Origin of the sequence: Pseudomonas sp. S36 (assembly GCF_016647875.1) — a bacterium.
Taxonomy (GTDB): domain Bacteria; phylum Pseudomonadota; class Gammaproteobacteria; order Pseudomonadales; family Pseudomonadaceae; genus Aquipseudomonas; species Aquipseudomonas parafulva.
On sequence record NZ_JACVVG010000044.1, the window covers coordinates 1 to 15,519 of the forward strand.

A 15,519-nucleotide genomic window follows, 5' to 3' on the forward strand; every position below is an offset into this window, starting at 1 on the left:
ACAAGCGTAGGAGCGAGCGCAGCTCGCGATGCGCCGCGCGGGCGGCGCTCGCTCTGCGCGCCACCACAAAAATCACGTCCTGCCCATGGCTGCCATTACGCAATCCACGTCGGCCCTCACACCGACCGTTTTTGTGGGAGACGGGTGTGAGCGCGCACAGGTGCCCGTATTGAGTATGCGCAGCGTCAGCATGGCCCCACCAGGCCGCCGCTGCCGACCAGATACGCCACCGGCCCGCCCGCAGCGGCTTGAAGCGGCTCGATTACCATGACCGGGGATTGGGCTGCGCAGCCCGTGAGCAAGGGGCGAGATCCATCCGTTGCCGGAAGTACGCCAAGCGGTAGCGGCCGGCCCAGCGGGCATAAGGGCGCGATGATAGAGGGTGCCATGGCATGACGCGAGGATCAGTTATGGCAATGAGCTATGGCCCCCCACTAGTCCCCCGCGCCCCTGACTGAACACCCAATGGCGACTCAGCCCCTTGAACGGTGTGATAATGCCCGTAACCCAAAAGGCCCAGTCATGCTGACCATCTCCAACAACGTGCACCTGCCCGATGCCGATATCGAACTGACCTACATTCGCGCCCAGGGCGCGGGGGGGCAGAACGTCAACAAGGTTTCTAGCGCCGTGCACCTGCGCTTCGATATCAAGGCTTCGTCGCTGCCCGAGTTCTACAAGGAGCGGCTGCTGGCGCTGCGCGATAGCCGGATTACCAGCGACGGAGTGTTGATCATCAAGGCCCAGCAGTACCGCACCCAGGAGCAGAACCGTGCTGATGCGCTGGAGCGGCTTGCGCAGCTGATTGTGGGTGCCGGGAAGGTGGAGAAAAAACGCCGCCCGACCAAGCCGACGCTGGGGTCGAAGACGCGGCGGTTGGAAGGCAAGGCCAAGCGGAGTACGGTGAAGGCGGGGCGGGGGAGGGTGGAGTTTTAGGAATACTGTGAGGCGTTATGCGGCAAAAATCAGATTCCGCTCCTAGCTTGTAGTCCATTTCCCAAAGATACTCTCGGCCATTGTAGTGCTCCGAGTTGGCTACTAGTCTCAGCCGGTCGCTGTTATCCAGCGACCGGCTTTGACAGGCCGACTCAAATTGCAATCCATGGTTTGCCTTCAATGGCGGCTGTGCATGGGGCACCCTCGGGTGCGCCGGGTTTCTCAATTTGACCGGTCTGTCAACCCGTGCACAGCTGCCACCCTTTGTTTGACAGCGAATGGCGGTGGTCCCCAAACGCAAATTGAGGGTTACACCATGCTGAAAATCGTCCCTGATCCGCCCTGCAACTTCCACTCTCTTGAAGACACACTGTTGATGGCTACGGACCATGCGCTATGTGCAGAGGCCGTGGCTCAGCAGGCAGTATCGATGTTGCCGAAATCACCCGTCTCTTTGCTGATGATGTCGTCAATGCACGAACTGGAGGCCCTTCGCAGGTTGCTCGATGTTGCGCTGGCTCATGTTCAGAAACCAACAGATCTGCAGGCGATGCACTAACGGCATCATTATCTGCCTGGGCTGACCCTTCGAGTGGCTAGCTTGCCGGTGATAGGGGCGGCCCAGGCACCTGCAACTTGAGGGAGATGATTTTGTGGCTATCGAAGACATTAACTTCACCGTGGGCAAAACCACGTTCTATCAAGGCGAAAACCAGACTCATGCACTGTTTCGCATCGAACCTGGCATCCCTTGCCAGAGCGCCCGCGAGCAAGCCTCGGAACTGATGGGTTACGCCCGCGACCTGACCATCGATGGGCTGATGGAAGACAAGCCCCAGCTCATCTGGGCCTCGCACTACCTCTGCGCGCTGGCCAAAGCACTGCTTGATGACGCTGAGCTGGGTATGATGAAAGGCAGCTGAAGGAGGGGTCCCACAGGAGTTATGACTTTCCTGAGGCTGGCGCAATCCGGTAGGAGCTGGCTAGCCGGCGATGGGCTGCAAAGCAGCCCTGGGGTCTAACTGGCCGGCATTAGCTGCGGGCTTGTTTATATGGAGGCAGCGACGCCAGCGCGTCACGCTTCAGTCATCTGCTCCAGCCTGCGCGGCGCATGTTCCGGAGCCTGTATTGCCCGCCCAGCCAGCCCCACGCGCATGTCATTGCCACTCGGCTGCTGATACAGGCTCAACCCGAACTCCGGCAGCACGGCCAGCAAGTAGTCGAAAATATCCCCCTGAATGCGCTCGTACTCGGCCCACACCGTGGTGGTAGTGAAGCAGTATATTTCCAGCGGTACACCTTCGGCGGTGGTCTGCATCTGGCGCACCATGCAGGTCATGTTCGGGTGCACGTTGGGGTGGTTGCGCAGGTAGGCCAGGGCGAAGGCGCGGAAGGTACCGATGTTGGTCAGCTTGCGGCGGTTGGCGGCAAGCTCGGCCACTTCGCCCAGTGCCGCGTTCCAGGTTTGCAGCTCTTCACGCTTGCCGGTGAGGTACTCGCCCAGCAATTGCACTTGGCCCAGGCGCTGTTCTTCTTCAGGGGTGAGGAAGCGTACGCCGGCAGCGTCGATGAACAGGCTGCGTTTGATGCGTCGGCCGCCGGACTGCTGCATGCCACGGTAGTTGCGGAACGACTCGCTCATCAGCCGCCAGGTGGGGATGGAGACGATGGTCTTGTCGAAGTTCTGCACTTTCACCGTGTGCAAGGTGATGTCCACCACGTCGCCGTCCGCACCGACTTGCGGCATCTCGATCCAGTCACCCACATGCAACATGTCGTTGCTGGTCAGCTGCACACTGGCGACGAACGACAGCAAGGTGTCCTTGTACACCAACAGCAGCACCGCAGACATCGCGCCCAGGCCGGACAGCAGCAACAGCGGCGAGCGGTCGATCAGGGTGGCGACGATAACGATGGCGGCGAAGATCCACAGCATCATCTTGGCCAACTGCACGTAGCCCTTGATGGAACGGGTACGGGCGTGTTCGGTGCGGGCGTAGATGTCGAGCAGGGCATCCAGCAGGCACGACAGGGCCATGGTCATGAACAGCAGGGTGAAGGCCAGGGCGAAGTTGCCGAGGAAGTGCTGCGCGGTGTCAGAAAGCTCGGGGACCAGTTTCAGGCCGAACTGAATCACCAGCGAGGGCGTGGTCTGCGCCAGGCGGTGGAACACTTTATTGTGGCGCAGGTCATCCAGCCACTTCAGGGCTGGCTGTCGGGCCAGCAGGCGCGCGCCGTGCAGCACCAGAAACCGCGCCAGGCGCCCGACAATCAGTGAAATCGCCAGCAGTACCGCCAGGCCGATGGCCGCGTGCAGCATGGGGTGTTGGTCGAGGGTGCCCCACAGGTCGAGGGAGTCACGCCAGAATCGTTGGATATCCATGGGCTTGCTTGCAGTCTTGTTGCCAAACGAAGCCCTATTAGAGCGCGGAAGCTGGCGAAGTTGCCAAAAGAAATTCGGCTAAAGCGGCAGAAAACGGTACCCTATGCAGCTGAATTTCCCGCATTTGCCTGAGGTTACCTCCGTGTTCTCCCAATTCGCCCTGCACGAACGCCTGCTTAAAGCCGTGGCCGAGCTTAAATTCGTCGAGCCAACCCCGGTGCAGGCTGCGGCCATCCCCCTGGCGTTGCAAGGGCGTGACCTGCGCGTCACGGCGCAGACCGGCAGCGGCAAGACGGCGGCATTCGTGCTGCCGCTGCTCAACCGCCTGGTCGACCTGCGTGAGCGCCGGGTGGAGATCCGGGCACTGATCCTGCTGCCTACCCGTGAACTGGCCCAGCAAACCCTCAAGCAGGTGCAGCTGTTCTCCCAGTTCACCTACATCAAGTCGGGCCTGGTGACCGGTGGTGAGGACTTCAAGGAACAGGCCGCGATGCTGCGCAAGGTGCCGGACGTGCTGATCGGCACCCCGGGTCGCCTGCTGGAGCAGCTCAATGCGGGCAACCTCGACCTGTCCCATGTGCAAGTGCTGATTCTCGACGAAGCCGACCGCATGCTGGACATGGGTTTTGCCGAGGACATGGAGCGCCTGTGCAAGGAATGCGAGAACCGCGAGCAAACCCTGCTGTTCTCCGCCACCACCGGCGGTGCGGCGCTGCGCGACATCATCGGCAAGGTGTTGAAAGACCCGGAACACCTGATGCTGAACAGTGTTTCGCAACTGGCCGAAGGCACGCGCCAGCAAATCATTACCGCCGATCACGATCAGCATAAAGAGCAGATCGCGCAGTGGTTGCTGGCCAACGAAACGTTCGACAAGGCAATCATCTTCACCAACACCCGCGCCATGGCTGATCGCATCTACGGTCACCTGGTGGCCAAGGACGTGAAGGCGTTCGTGCTGCACGGCGAGAAAGACCAGAAAGACCGCAAGCTGGCCATCCAGCGTTTCAAGGAAGGCAGCTCCAAGGTACTGGTCGCCACTGACGTGGCCGCCCGTGGCCTGGACATCGACGGCCTGGACCTGGTCATCAACTTCGACATGCCCCGCAGCGGTGACGAGTACGTGCACCGCGTGGGCCGCACCGGCCGGGCCGGTGGCGAAGGGCTGGCCATTTCGTTGATTACCCACAACGACTGGAACCTGATGTCCAGCATCGAACGCTACCTCAAGCAGCAGTTCGAGCGCCGGGTGATCAAGGAAGTGAAGGGCACTTACAGCGGCCCGAAAAAGGTCAAGGCATCGGGCAAGGCGGTCGGCAGCAAGAAGAAAAAGACCGAGAAAAAGACCGGTGACAAAAAGGCTGCTGCCAAGCGCAAGCCTACGGCCAAGCCCAAGGCCAATGCACCTTTGAGCAGTTCCGACGGCCTGGCACCGCTGAAAAAGCGCAAGCCCGCCGCCGAGTAATCACGCCTAGGGTTTCACGGGTGACCCGGCCAGGTCACCCGTGCCCGGGCGCGATGCGCCACCTGTATTAGCCCGCTTTCTTCTCGGCCGCTTTCAATTCCATGATTCGCTTGTCGATCAGTTGGCACTTGTCGGGCAGGTCCTTGCTCGCCGTGCCCAACTCCATCCCTTGCAACTCTTCGTTGATCTCCTTGGCCTTTTGCGGGTTCTGCTCAGTCAGCTGAGTGACCAGCCCAGCCAGTTCTTCGCGTTTCTGTGTGGCCTCGTCCGGCGTGCAGGCCCAGGCGGGCACGGCGCAGCACAGCGTGGCGGCACAGGCAATGTTCAGCAGCGGTTTCATCCTTTCTACCTCCGTTGATGGTGTTGAGGGGTGGAGGTGCGTGCGGCAGTAATGGTTCACGCAAACAGACATGCGGGCGGTCGGATGGGTCTGACATGTTTTTGATGTAGGCAGTTTCCTAAATGCACTCCATGGGATGGAGGCTCATAGATCTGGCCGCTAGTCTCTTGGACACGTGGGAGACCAAAAATATGACCAAAACATCCAGGTCTGACTGGGGCCGCTTGGCTCAGCAGCACGACAAGGATATTGATACTTCTGACATCCCGGTCTTGAGCGACGATTTCTTCCGTAATGCGGAATTGCGTTTGCCAACCAAGCAGTCAGTCACAATTCGCGTCGACTCCGATGTCCTCGCCTGGTTCAAGGAGCAGGGCGCCGGTTATCAAACTCGCATCAACCAACTCCTGCGCCAATACATGCAGGCCCACAAGCCCCCGCTGTGACATTGCGCTGAACCCGCCCGGCGTCTGGTGAGTCCCACCCTGTGTACCTCACGTCCACAGCAGGAGGCTTCACCATGAGCAATACCTACGACTGGGACCTGATCGAGCGGCTGTTGCACGAAGTGCAGAACGGCGACGGTCAGAGCTTCACCCCACGCCCCTATGCCGAGCAACATGCTGCAGCACTGGCCGCCAAGGGCGAGCCGGTAGGGGACCTGGACCACCTCAAAACCCGTGCCTGCGAATACGAAAAGCTGCTGCTGCAGCGTGGTTTCATTGAAACCCGGCCCGAGGAAGAAGGCGGCAATGGCGAGAACTTCGTGCTGACCGAGCGTGGCTCGCGGCTGATGAGCCTGATCGACAGCAGCATCCCAGGCTTCGAGCACCCCCGGCAGGTGCTGGATGAGCAGGCGGATGCGCTGGACGAAACCACGTTCGAACACGTGTCATCGAAGGCGCAGATCGCGGGTGGGGCCATTTAAAAGGCTGGTCATGCGGGCGTGGGTGATTCGATAATCGTCGGCCCTTTTGCTCTGGTGAGTCGACACCCATGCCTACATCCTCAGCCGGGGCCCGCTCATGAGCGCGGTCCGCAAGAACCCCGATGCATTTGCCTTTCAGGTGATGCTGTTGCTGTGCCTGATCTGGGGTTGCCAGCAGGTACTGATCAAGACGGCTGCCGTGGACATCGCCCCGGTGATGCAAGCGGCGCTGCGCAACGGCATAGCCGCCGTACTGGTAGGCCTTATGGTGTGCTGGCGAGGCGGCTGGGAGCAGGTGGGCAGTACCTGGCGCGCTGGCCTGTTGGCCGGTGGGCTGTTCGGGCTGGAGTTTCTGTTCATTGCCGAGGGGCTGAAACTGACATCGGCGGCGCATATGTCGGTGTTTCTCTATACGGCGCCTGTGTTTACGGCCCTGGGGCTGCATTTCATGCTGCCTAGCGAGCGCCTGAGGTTACTGCAGTGGCTGGGTATTCTGCTGGCCTTCGGCGGTATCGCCCTGGCCTTTGCCGGTGGCCTGTCGTTCGCTGAAATGGATGGGCGCATGCTGCTGGGCGATGCGTTCGGCGTGTTGGCAGGGCTTGCCTGGGGCGCGACGACCGTGGTGGTGCGGGGCTCCAGGCTGTCCGAGGCGCCGGCCACGCTGACGCTGTTCTATCAGCTGGGCGTGGGTTTTGCCGGTTTGCTGCTGATCGCGCTGTTCAGTGGTCAGATCGGTAATATCGTACTGACGCCGTTGGCCGTTGGCAGCGTGCTGTTCCAGGGGATTGTGGTGTCGTTTATCAGTTACCTGACCTGGTTCTGGCTGCTGCGCAAATACCTGGCGTCGAACCTGGCGGTGTTTTCTTTCATCACGCCGCTGTTCGGGGTCACCTTCGGGGTGGTGTTGCTGGGTGAGCCCCTGAGCGTGAATTTTGTGGCGGGCGCCTTGCTGGTGCTGTTGGGTGTAGTGCTGGTCAGCGCTGAACCCTGGGTAAAGCAGCAACTGCGCCGGTGGGTGGGGTGAAGCCTGGCAGGTTGTTAACGCACTGTTCGGCGCTGCAGCAACAAAGGGAAACGATTAACCAACCGTCGGAATCCCCAGCAAGCGCTTGATTAGGGGCACAATCACCCTTATCTGTAAGTACATGAGCATGCGCACTGTAGTTCATAGGGCTATGATCTGTATGACGCATCGCAGGACTGATTCGCCGTGAGGCTGACCCGTCAAGGGGGCATTATGAATAAAGCACTGTACAACTGGCTCCACGACCTGGCCGTTGCCTTGGGTCTGGTCCCTCCACCGTTGCAGCCGGTGCCCATCCCGACTGATGAAGAACAGCGCAAGCGCCAGCCACGGCGCCGCTGAAAACGCCAAAGGCCGTTGCACCGGGGTGGGTGCAGCGGCCTTTTCGTTTGTGCCGCCTGCGGGTCAGGCCAGTTTCACCGCTGCCACCGGGCGGCGCGACAGCAGGCTGATCACCACGAAGCTCACCAGGCCAATGGCCAGGCTGTAGTAGATCGGCGTGTTCGCCTCCAGGCCATCCTTGAACATGAACAGCAGCGCGGTCGCGAAGCCCAGCGTCATGCTGGCGATGGCCCCCGCAGTGCTGGCGCGCTTCCAGAAAATGGCCCCGATCAATGGCACCAGCATACCGCCCACCAGCAGGTTGTAGGCCAGGGTCAGTGCGCTGATCACATCGTTGACCACCAGTGCGATGCCGAGCACCACCAGCCCGGTGATCAGCGTGAACAGGCGGCTGATGCCCAGGCTCGATTGCTTGCCACCCCGCAGCCGTGGCAGCAGGTCTTCGGTCAGGGTCGTGGATGCTGCCAACAGGCCCGCGCTGGCCGTGGACATCATCGCCGCCAGGGCCGCCGCCATCAGCAAGCCACGAATGCCGTCGGGCAGGGTGGTCTTGATCATCTCGGCAAAGGCGTTGTTCGGGTTGGCCAGGTCGGGCATCAGTACATGGGCCGCCATGCCGATCACCGCGCAGGCCAGGCCATACAGCACGCAGTACACCCCGGCGGTGGTGCCGGCCCGCTGGCAAACCTTCTCGTCACGGGCAGTGAACACCCGCTGCCAGATATCCTGGCCGATCAGAATGCCGAAGAAGTAGATGAGGAAGTAGGTGATGATGGTGTCCCAGCCGATGGTGGTCAGCTGGAAGCTTGCCGCCGGCAGCTTGGCCATCAACGTGTCCCAGCCGCCTGCCTTGTACAGGCACACCGGCAGCAGGATGAACATCAGCCCCACGGTCTTGATCACGAACTGCACGATGTCGGTGAGGGTCAGCGACCACATGCCGCCAATGGTCGAGTATAGCACCACCACACCGCCCCCCAGTAGCAGCGAGGCCCAGAACGGCAGGTCGAGCAGTACCTGTAGCACAGTGGCCATGGCCAGCGTGGAGGTCACCGCGATCATCAGCGCGTAGGCCAGCATGATCACGGCACTGGCCTGGCGCGCGGTGGGGTTGTAACGGCGCTCCAGCACCTGGGTCACGGTGAAGATGCGCAGGCGCAGCAGCGGCTTGGCCAGGAACAGGTTGATGGCGATGATGCCCAGGCCCAGCGCTGCGCACAGCCAGAAGCCCGAAATGCCGTGTACGTAACCCAGGCGCACGGTGCCGACCGTGGATGCGCCACCCAGCACGGTGGTGGCCATGGTGCCCATGTACAGCACCGGCCCCAGGTTGCGCCCTGCCACAAGGTAGTCTTCATGGGTTTTTGCGCGGCGCATGCCGTACCAGCCAAGCCCTAGCATGGCGGCGGTATAGATCATTACAACAATGATGTCCAAGGCCATTGGGGGTCTCCCGATTATCTTTATTATGGCGAGATCGGCGGCTCGGGCGGTGTTCGCCCGGCAGCCTTTGTAGGTGTTGGCGGGCCTCTATGGCCCTCCCTCATGGCTCCTGCCGGGGGTAGCTCTGTACTGCAACTACGAACGTTGGGTCAGTTGCCTAGCGGCGCACTACGCCGGGCAACACGCACAGCATCTCGAACAGCAGGTTGGCGCCCAGCAGCGAGGTATTGCCGGAGGTGTCGTAGGGCGGGGAGACCTCGACCAGGTCGCAGCCGATCAGGTCGAGGCCGTGGCAGCCGCGGATGATCTCCATCGCCTGAATGGTGGTCAAACCGCCAATTTCCGGTGTGCCGGTGCCAGGCGCCCAGGCCGGGTCGATGCCATCGATGTCGAACGACAGGTATACCGGCCCGCCCCCGACCTTCTCCCGCACCTCTGCCATCAGCGGCGCCAGCGACTTGTGCCAGCACTCTTCGGCCTGCACTACGCGAAAGCCCTGGCGACGGCTCCAGTTGAAGTCATCGGCGGTGTAGCCCTGGGCACGCAAGCCAATCTGCACCACACGGTCGCAATCGAGCAGGCCCTCTTCCACGGCGCGGCGGAAGGTGGTGCCATGGGCTATTTTCTCGCCGAACATATGGTCGTTGACGTCGGCATGGGCGTCGATGTGCACCAGGCCGATCTTGCCATGCTTCTTGTGCAGGGCACGCAGGATAGGCAGGGTGATGGTGTGGTCGCCGCCCAGGGTGAGGGGGATGATGTTGTGCTCCAGCACCTCGTCGTACGCTTCTTCGATGATGCGCACGGCGTCCAGCAGGTTGAAGGTATTGATGGCCACGTCGCCGATATCAGCCACCGACAGTGAATCGAACGGGGCGGCGCCGGTGGCCATGTTGTAGGGGCGGATCATCACCGATTCGGCGCGGATCTGCCGTGGCCCAAAGCGCGTGCCGGAGCGCAGCGAGGTGCCGATATCCAGCGGCACGCCGATGAACGCAGCATCCAGGTCTTCAGCGGTTTGCAGGTGCGGCAGGCGCAGCATGGTGGCGATGCCGCCGAAACGCGGCATTTCGTTGCCGCCCAGTGGTTGGTGGAGGATCTTGTCCACGGTGGGCCTCATCAGTCGGTCGATTGTTGTGTTTGTTCGAACCTGTGCCGCGTGGTCTTGCCGTTGTGCAGCGGGCGGCGGCCAGGGACATTTCGGCCAAGTCTGCGCAACGGGGGGCAGTGGAAGAATCGCTACCGGCAAAAACTTAGTTCAGGAATTTCTAAACTAAAGGCCGCCTAGCGGTTAGACTTCGCGCCAACCCTGTGCGGAATCGTTTATCCATGGCCTCGACACTGCCCGACTTGAAACTGCTGCGCATCTTCGTCAGCGTGGTGCGCCACCAGGGCTTCGCCAACGCACAGCGCGAACTGAACCTGTCCACCTCCGCCATCAGCACCTACATGAGCCAGCTGGAGGGCGCTCTCGGGCTGGTGCTGTGCCACCGTGGCCGCGGCGGCTTCAGCCTGACCAGCAAGGGGGAGCTGTTCCACCAGGAAACCTTGCGCTTGCTGGCTGAGCTTGACGGCTTCGAGCAATACGCCGCAGCGCTCAAAGGCGAACTGCGCGGCACCCTCAACCTGGGCGTAATCGACTCCACGGTCGGCGACCGCGCCTTGCCCCTGGCCGAAGCCATCGGCGCCTACAGCCAGGAGCACCCGGCCGTGCACCTGCACCTGTCCGTGTCCAGCCCTTACGAGTTGCAGCTGGGCGTGCAGGACAACCGCCTGGACTTGGCCATCGGGGCGTTTTCTTCGCGCATGAGCGGGCTGGTGTACCAGCCGTTGTACCGAGAGCAGCACTGGCTGTACTGCAGTAGCCGCCACCCGTTGTACGCCGAACGGCGCATCCCCGAACAAGTGGTGACCCAGCAGCGCATGGTGGGGCGTGGTTACTGGAGCCAGGCCGAGCTGGCGCGACATGGGTTCAAGCACAGCGCCGCCACGGTGGAGAGCATGGAGGCGCAACTGATCCTGATTCTGTCGGGTGCCTATATCGGCTACCTGCCCGAGCACTATGCCCAGGCCTGGGCAGACAAGGGCGACCTGCGGGTGCTCTCGCCGTCCACCTTTGGCTACCAGGCACCGTTCTCCATGATCACTCGCCGTGGGCGCAGCCGCGAGCCGCTGATTCAAACCTTCCGCGATCTGCTGAAAAGCCAACTGAACGTGGGCTGATACACATCGCGTTCATGCACTTCGTCGGGCGGCCGATATTTCCTACAGCTACCGCCTCCCACTATGAAAGCGCTCTGCTACACATCAAGGTGCGCTGATGATTTCCTCTTATTCATCCTGCAAGGATCGCCGAAGATGCGCATGAATTTGCCCATTACCGAGCACGAAAGAACTTTCTCCAGCGATCAACGCCTGATCTCCACCACCGACCTGAACAGCCGCATCACCTATTGCAACGATGCCTTCGTGGCCATCAGCGGTTTTACCTACGATGAACTGGTCGGCCAACCCCATAACCTTGTGCGCCACCCCGATATGCCGCCTGCGGTGTTCGGCCATATGTGGGACACCATCAAGCAGGGCAAACCCTGGATGGGCGTGGTGAAAAACCGCGCCAAGAATGGCGATTACTATTGGGTGAGCGCCTACGTGACGCCCGTGTACGAGCACGGTCACATCAGCGGCTATGAGTCGGTACGCTCGGTACCCACCCTTGAGCAGATTCACCGCGCAGAACAGCTGTACGCGCGCCTGCGAGCCGGCCGTGCCCCTGTGCCGTTGGCGGCCAGCATCGGCCACGGTCTGGTCCAGGGCCTGCCGTTGATCGGTGCCGGGTTGGCGTCGGGGCTGGGTTACCTGTGGCTACCGCCTCAGGCTGCACTCGGGGTGCTGGGCGCCAGCCTGTTGATGGCGTGGGGCCTGGTGCAGCGCCAGCATCGGCAGGCGATTCGCCGCACGCTGGCTGAACACCCCAAGGCGTTCACCAGCCCGCTGGTGGCGCTGACCTACAGCAGCAACCCCGGCCTGCATGGCCAGCTGGACCTGGCCATTCTCAGCGAAGAGGCTCGCCTGCAAACCGCCCTGACCCGGCTGGAGGATGCCGGTGTAGGCGTCAAGGCCCGTGCGGCACAGTCGTCGGCGCTGTCCGATGACCAGGCGCGCATGCTGGAACGCCAGCGCAGCGAAACCGACCAGTCCGCCACGGCCATCGCCGAGATGGCCGCGACCATCCAGGAGGTCACGCACAACGTGCAAAGCACTGCACATGCGGCAGGTGATGCCGACCAGCTGGCGCAGCAGGGTAGCGCGCTGGCCCTTAAAAGCCTGCAGGCCATGGGCAGCATGCGCGACGCGGTCAACGACATCGGCCAGGCGGTCAACGCCCTGGCCGAGCAGACCCAATCGATCGGCAGCGTGGTGGACGTGATTACCGCGATCGCCGAGCAGACCAACCTGCTGGCACTCAATGCGGCCATCGAGGCCGCCCGTGCCGGCGAGCAGGGCCGCGGCTTCGCCGTGGTGGCCGATGAGGTGCGTTCGCTGGCCCAGCGCACCCGTACCTCGACCGAGGAAATCCACCAGATCATCGATTCGTTGCGCGCAGGTACTGAACGGACCGTGAACTCAGCCAGCCGGGGTGAGCAGATTTCGCGGGACAGTGTGCACAGTGTCGAAGCCGTGCAGGCTGCGCTCAGCGGCATCGCCCAGGCCGTCAGCCGCATCACGGGCATGAGCCAGCAGATGGCCACGGCGTCGGAGCAGCAGAGCCACGTTGCCGAGGACATCAACCAGCAGATCACCCGCATCGCCCAGCTCAGTGATCAAAGTGCCGGCCAGGCCCGGCAGGGCGCGCAGATCAGCCAGGACCTGGAGCGCATGGCCGATTACCTGCACAGCCTGGCCGAGCGCTTCAACCGCTGATCGCGCCCGCGGCGCAGGTTCTGTGGCAAACTGCGCCGCCCAGGAGAACCCCATGCCCAGACCCCGTTGCGAGCGGTGCCAGCGCCCCAGCGAGCACTGCCTCTGCCCGTTGATTCCCACATTGGGCAGCCGCACCCGTGTGCTGCTGTTACAGCACACCAGCGAAGCCTCCCATGCCTTGAGCACCGCACGGCTTGTGGCGCTCGGCCTGCAGAATGCCCAGCTGCTGGTTGGCGAGGTGTTCGAAGAATTGGGCACACTATTGGCTGCCCCCGGCTATCGGCCGGTGTTGCTGTTTCCGGGGGATGATGCCCAGCCGCTGACGGCGGGCGGCCAACAGGACGACAGGCCGTTACTGTTGGTGGTGCCGGACGGTACCTGGCGCAAGGCACGCAAGTTGTTGTACCTCAACCCTTTGCTGGCGGCGCTGCCGAAGGTAACGCTGAAGGCCGGTGGGGTATCCCGCTACAGGCTGCGCAAGGCACCCAAGGAAGGCGCCTTGTCCACCCTCGAAGCGGTGGTGCGGGCATTGAATGAGCTCGAATGCCCCAGCAGCTTCGACCGGTTGCTGGCACCCTTCGACGCGTTGATAGACGGGCAGATCAAGGCGATGGGTGACGCCACTTACCAGCGCAACCACGGCGCCGGTTGAACGCCTGGCGCCCCCACCGGGCGCCAGGCTGCGGGCTGCGGTCAGCGCATGTCTGGCAGGCGGGCGTCGGTGCGCACTTCGGTAGTGGCGTAGGCTTCTGGCGGCAGCGAGATGCGCTGCTTGCTGAGCAACTCGCCCATGGTCGCCAGCACGCGGTAACGCGAGTATTCCTCGGTGTAGCGCACCTCGGTGTAGCGGCGGTCAGCGTTGTACAGTTCGTTCTCACTGTCCAGCACGTCCAGCAGGGTACGCTGGCCCAGGCCGAACTGGTCCTGGTACGCGGCACGCACTCGCTTGGTGGTGTCGGCGTATTCACGTGCGGTTGGCAGCTGCTTGCTGGCGTTGGTCATGGCGTTCCAGGCCAGGCTCAGGTTCTCGGTCAGCTCGCGCAGGGCATTGTTGCGAATGTCCAGGGCTTGGTTGATCTTGTGCGAGTCGGAGCGCAGGCGTGCGCTGTCGCTGCCGCCGCGGAACAGGTTGTAGTTCATTTCAACGCCGGCTTGCCAGTCGTTGTTGCTGTGGCCTTTTTCGCCGCCAGTGTTGTTGTTGGCACCGGTTGCCAGAATGGCGTCGAAGCGCGGGTAGAAGGTCGACTTGCCGACTTCGTACTGCTTCTCGGCGGCGTTCACGTCAGCCTGGGCCGACTTGATATACGGGTTGTTCTGGCGCATGCCTTCGCGGGCTTCTTCCAGGTTGGCCGGCATCTGCACATTGATCGACTGAGGGTCTTCCAACTCGTCCGGCACCCGGCCTACCACACTGAAGAAGTTGGCTTCGGCATCGGCCAGGTCGACTTCGGCGGTGTCCAGATTGTTCTCGGCCAGTGCACGACGGGCGCGAGACTGGTCAAGGTCAGCGGTGCTGCCCACGCCGCGCTCGTTGCGCAGGCCGATCTGGTCATTGACCCGCAGGTGGGCTTGCAGGTTGTTCTTGGCCAGGGTTACCAGTTCGCGGCGCTTGAGCACTTCCAGGTAGACCTCGATGGCACGCAGGGCAACGTCCTGGGCCACGGCCTGGGTGTAGTAGGCGCGCGAAGTGGAGACTGCTTCGGTGCGGCCTACCTCGTTGGAAGTGTTGAACCCGTCGAAGATCATCTGCCGCAGGCGCAGCTCGGACTGCGTGTAGTTCAGGGTTTCCTTGTTATGCCTGCCCTGGGCGCGGGTGTTGGCATTATCGGAACGCTGGCGGCCATAGCCGGCAACCAGGTCTACGGACGGGTAGTAGCCACCGCGGGCAAACTTCACGTCTTCGTCTGCAGACAGCTTGCTGTTGCGGTTGGAGCTGACCTGGGGATGGTAGTCCACGGCGCTCTGCACAGCTTCGGTGATCGACATCGCCTGTACGTTGGCACTTGCCAGAGCCAACAGTAATGCACTGGTGATGGGGTTCAAAACGCGCATGGGTACCTCTCCCTGATCCTGGGTTGATCCTGCTGTTCGCCAAAAAAATGACTATATCGTGATGTCGTATAGTGTTGCAGGTTTTTAATCCCACAGCTAAGTACATTCAGCGCGATATATAAGAAGATTTATTCATATCAAACTGCCATATGCGACCTATTTTGTCTAACTACAATGCAATTTATCGACCGGCTTGTCCTCGGTTTCCCGTTCAGGTCCGCATGAAATCAGGCTTGCGGGCGGTTCCAGAACGAAAGCCGCTAAGCGGAAGGTAAGCTAGGCGATATTGATATTTGGCGACAGAATATTGTCACGCTCTGGGTGGCAACGTCTTCTGTTTGAGGATGTACAGGCTCACCAGCAGGGCGCTGGCAAGCATGAAGGCACGCGCCCACGGCAGGGGCACCAGGTAGCAGGAGAGACTGATACTGCCCCACATCAAGGCGATGGCGTACACCTTGGCCTTCAGCGGCATACCTTCACCACTCAAATAGCCGTGGATCCATGGCCCAAGCTTTGGGTGATGCACCAGCCAGTGATGAAAGCGGGGGGAGCTGCGGGCGAAGCAGGCTGCGGCAAGCAGCAGAAAGGGCGTGGTAGGCAGCAGCGGTAGAAAGATGCCCACTACGCCCAGCGCTACGCTGAGCCAGCCGATGGCCAGCAGCAGGTAGCGCACAGAGGG

17 protein-coding genes and 1 pseudogene are annotated in these 15,519 nt (G+C 61.9%); 12 read left to right on the forward strand and 6 right to left on the reverse strand.

Annotation, left to right across the window (positions count from 1 at the left end):
- The first annotated feature begins 522 nt into the window (after positions 1-522).
- The 3 genes from arfB (at position 523) to IAE36_RS19580 (ending at position 1,859) form a co-directional block, all read left to right on the forward strand.
- On the forward strand, positions 523-936 hold the full coding sequence (gene arfB, locus IAE36_RS19570; RefSeq protein WP_201214114.1) for an alternative ribosome rescue aminoacyl-tRNA hydrolase ArfB: 414 nt from the start codon (positions 523-525) through the stop codon (positions 934-936).
- 316 nt (positions 937-1,252) lie between these two features.
- Complete coding sequence (locus IAE36_RS19575; RefSeq protein WP_201214115.1) at positions 1,253-1,495, forward strand: hypothetical protein; 243 nt, start codon at positions 1,253-1,255, stop codon at positions 1,493-1,495.
- 94 nt (positions 1,496-1,589) lie between these two features.
- A complete protein-coding gene (locus IAE36_RS19580) occupies positions 1,590-1,859 on the forward strand; it encodes a DUF3077 domain-containing protein (RefSeq protein ID WP_201164965.1) in 270 nt (89 codons plus the stop codon).
- 152 nt (positions 1,860-2,011) lie between these two features.
- Here the strand turns inward: IAE36_RS19580 and IAE36_RS19585 are convergent, their stop codons facing one another.
- Complete coding sequence (locus IAE36_RS19585; protein ID WP_201214117.1) at positions 2,012-3,319, reverse strand: mechanosensitive ion channel family protein; 1,308 nt, start codon at positions 3,317-3,319, stop codon at positions 2,012-2,014.
- A 103-nt stretch (positions 3,320-3,422) separates the two neighbouring features.
- On the opposite strand from IAE36_RS19585, the gene IAE36_RS19590 reads away from it, so the two are divergent.
- Positions 3,423-4,784, forward strand: a complete 1,362-nt coding sequence (locus IAE36_RS19590; RefSeq protein ID WP_028635460.1) for a DEAD/DEAH box helicase — start codon at positions 3,423-3,425, stop codon at positions 4,782-4,784.
- A gap of 67 nt (positions 4,785-4,851) precedes the next feature.
- Here IAE36_RS19590 and IAE36_RS19595 read toward each other — a convergent pair whose 3' ends face one another.
- Positions 4,852-5,124 carry a hypothetical protein gene (locus tag IAE36_RS19595; protein ID WP_201214118.1) on the reverse strand — a complete coding sequence of 91 codons (273 nt, stop codon included), beginning with the start codon at positions 5,122-5,124 and terminating at the stop codon, positions 4,852-4,854.
- A 191-nt stretch (positions 5,125-5,315) separates the two neighbouring features.
- Between IAE36_RS19595 and IAE36_RS19600 the strand changes: the two genes are divergently transcribed.
- The 4 genes from IAE36_RS19600 to IAE36_RS23870 all read left to right on the forward strand — a co-directional run bounded on the left by IAE36_RS19600 (position 5,316) and on the right by IAE36_RS23870 (position 7,418).
- On the forward strand, positions 5,316-5,570 hold the full coding sequence (locus IAE36_RS19600) for a BrnA antitoxin family protein (protein WP_201214120.1): 255 nt from the start codon (positions 5,316-5,318) through the stop codon (positions 5,568-5,570).
- A gap of 74 nt (positions 5,571-5,644) precedes the next feature.
- A complete protein-coding gene (locus IAE36_RS19605) occupies positions 5,645-6,052 on the forward strand; it encodes a transcriptional regulator (protein WP_201214122.1) in 408 nt (135 codons plus the stop codon).
- Between the two features lie 97 nt (positions 6,053-6,149).
- A complete protein-coding gene (locus IAE36_RS19610; RefSeq protein WP_201214124.1) occupies positions 6,150-7,076 on the forward strand; it encodes a DMT family transporter in 927 nt (308 codons plus the stop codon).
- 213 nt (positions 7,077-7,289) lie between these two features.
- Entirely contained in the window at positions 7,290-7,418 is a 129-nt protein-coding gene (locus IAE36_RS23870) for a PA1414 family protein (RefSeq protein ID WP_268933164.1), read from the forward strand.
- A gap of 63 nt (positions 7,419-7,481) precedes the next feature.
- Here the strand turns inward: IAE36_RS23870 and IAE36_RS19615 are convergent, their stop codons facing one another.
- Together IAE36_RS19615 and speB are read right to left on the reverse strand one after the other, a co-directional pair.
- Positions 7,482-8,861: a sodium:solute symporter gene (locus tag IAE36_RS19615; RefSeq protein ID WP_201164954.1), complete on the reverse strand. Its 1,380-nt coding sequence runs from the start codon at positions 8,859-8,861 to the stop codon at positions 7,482-7,484.
- Between the two features lie 157 nt (positions 8,862-9,018).
- The gene (gene speB / locus IAE36_RS19620; protein ID WP_201214126.1) at positions 9,019-9,969 is read right to left on the reverse strand and encodes an agmatinase; all 951 of its coding nucleotides are present in this window, start codon (positions 9,967-9,969) and stop codon (positions 9,019-9,021) included.
- A gap of 221 nt (positions 9,970-10,190) precedes the next feature.
- On the opposite strand from speB, the gene IAE36_RS19625 reads away from it, so the two are divergent.
- The 4 genes and pseudogenes from IAE36_RS19625 (at position 10,191) to IAE36_RS19635 (ending at position 13,437) form a co-directional block, all read left to right on the forward strand.
- Positions 10,191-11,084 carry a LysR family transcriptional regulator gene (locus IAE36_RS19625; RefSeq protein WP_028635466.1) on the forward strand — a complete coding sequence of 298 codons (894 nt, stop codon included), beginning with the start codon at positions 10,191-10,193 and terminating at the stop codon, positions 11,082-11,084.
- 141 nt (positions 11,085-11,225) lie between these two features.
- Positions 11,226-11,498, forward strand: a pseudogene (locus tag IAE36_RS24135) (PAS domain-containing protein); the annotation flags it as partial.
- 252 nt (positions 11,499-11,750) lie between these two features.
- On the forward strand, positions 11,751-12,785 hold the full coding sequence (locus tag IAE36_RS19630; protein WP_442967474.1) for a methyl-accepting chemotaxis protein: 1,035 nt from the start codon (positions 11,751-11,753) through the stop codon (positions 12,783-12,785).
- Positions 12,786-12,837: 52 nt separating this feature from the next.
- Positions 12,838-13,437, forward strand: coding sequence for a tRNA-uridine aminocarboxypropyltransferase (locus tag IAE36_RS19635; RefSeq protein ID WP_201214130.1), 600 nt, complete (start codon positions 12,838-12,840; stop codon positions 13,435-13,437).
- A 41-nt stretch (positions 13,438-13,478) separates the two neighbouring features.
- Here IAE36_RS19635 and IAE36_RS19640 read toward each other — a convergent pair whose 3' ends face one another.
- Positions 13,479-14,837 (reverse strand): TolC family outer membrane protein, encoded by a 1,359-nt coding sequence (locus IAE36_RS19640; protein ID WP_060481379.1) that lies wholly within the window; start codon positions 14,835-14,837, stop codon positions 13,479-13,481.
- A gap of 310 nt (positions 14,838-15,147) precedes the next feature.
- Complete coding sequence (locus IAE36_RS19645) at positions 15,148-15,513, reverse strand: YbaN family protein (protein WP_201214132.1); 366 nt, start codon at positions 15,511-15,513, stop codon at positions 15,148-15,150.
- Positions 15,514-15,519 lie beyond the last annotated feature (6 nt).

Coding starts and splice junctions, on each gene's coding strand:
- IAE36_RS19635 (WP_201214130.1), top strand. CDS start 12,838: ATGCCCAGACCCCGTTGCGAGCGGTGCCAGCGCCCCAGCGAGCACTGC.
- arfB (WP_201214114.1), top strand. CDS start 523: ATGCTGACCATCTCCAACAACGTGCACCTGCCCGATGCCGATATCGAA.
- IAE36_RS19595 (WP_201214118.1), bottom strand. CDS start 5,124: ATGAAACCGCTGCTGAACATTGCCTGTGCCGCCACGCTGTGCTGCGCC.
- IAE36_RS19600 (WP_201214120.1), top strand. CDS start 5,316: ATGACCAAAACATCCAGGTCTGACTGGGGCCGCTTGGCTCAGCAGCAC.
- IAE36_RS19605 (WP_201214122.1), top strand. CDS start 5,645: ATGAGCAATACCTACGACTGGGACCTGATCGAGCGGCTGTTGCACGAA.
- IAE36_RS19585 (WP_201214117.1), bottom strand. CDS start 3,319: ATGGATATCCAACGATTCTGGCGTGACTCCCTCGACCTGTGGGGCACC.
- IAE36_RS19615 (WP_201164954.1), bottom strand. CDS start 8,861: ATGGCCTTGGACATCATTGTTGTAATGATCTATACCGCCGCCATGCTA.
- IAE36_RS19640 (WP_060481379.1), bottom strand. CDS start 14,837: ATGCGCGTTTTGAACCCCATCACCAGTGCATTACTGTTGGCTCTGGCA.
- IAE36_RS19575 (WP_201214115.1), top strand. CDS start 1,253: ATGCTGAAAATCGTCCCTGATCCGCCCTGCAACTTCCACTCTCTTGAA.
- IAE36_RS23870 (WP_268933164.1), top strand. CDS start 7,290: ATGAATAAAGCACTGTACAACTGGCTCCACGACCTGGCCGTTGCCTTG.
- IAE36_RS19625 (WP_028635466.1), top strand. CDS start 10,191: ATGGCCTCGACACTGCCCGACTTGAAACTGCTGCGCATCTTCGTCAGC.
- IAE36_RS19610 (WP_201214124.1), top strand. CDS start 6,150: ATGAGCGCGGTCCGCAAGAACCCCGATGCATTTGCCTTTCAGGTGATG.
- IAE36_RS19590 (WP_028635460.1), top strand. CDS start 3,423: ATGCAGCTGAATTTCCCGCATTTGCCTGAGGTTACCTCCGTGTTCTCC.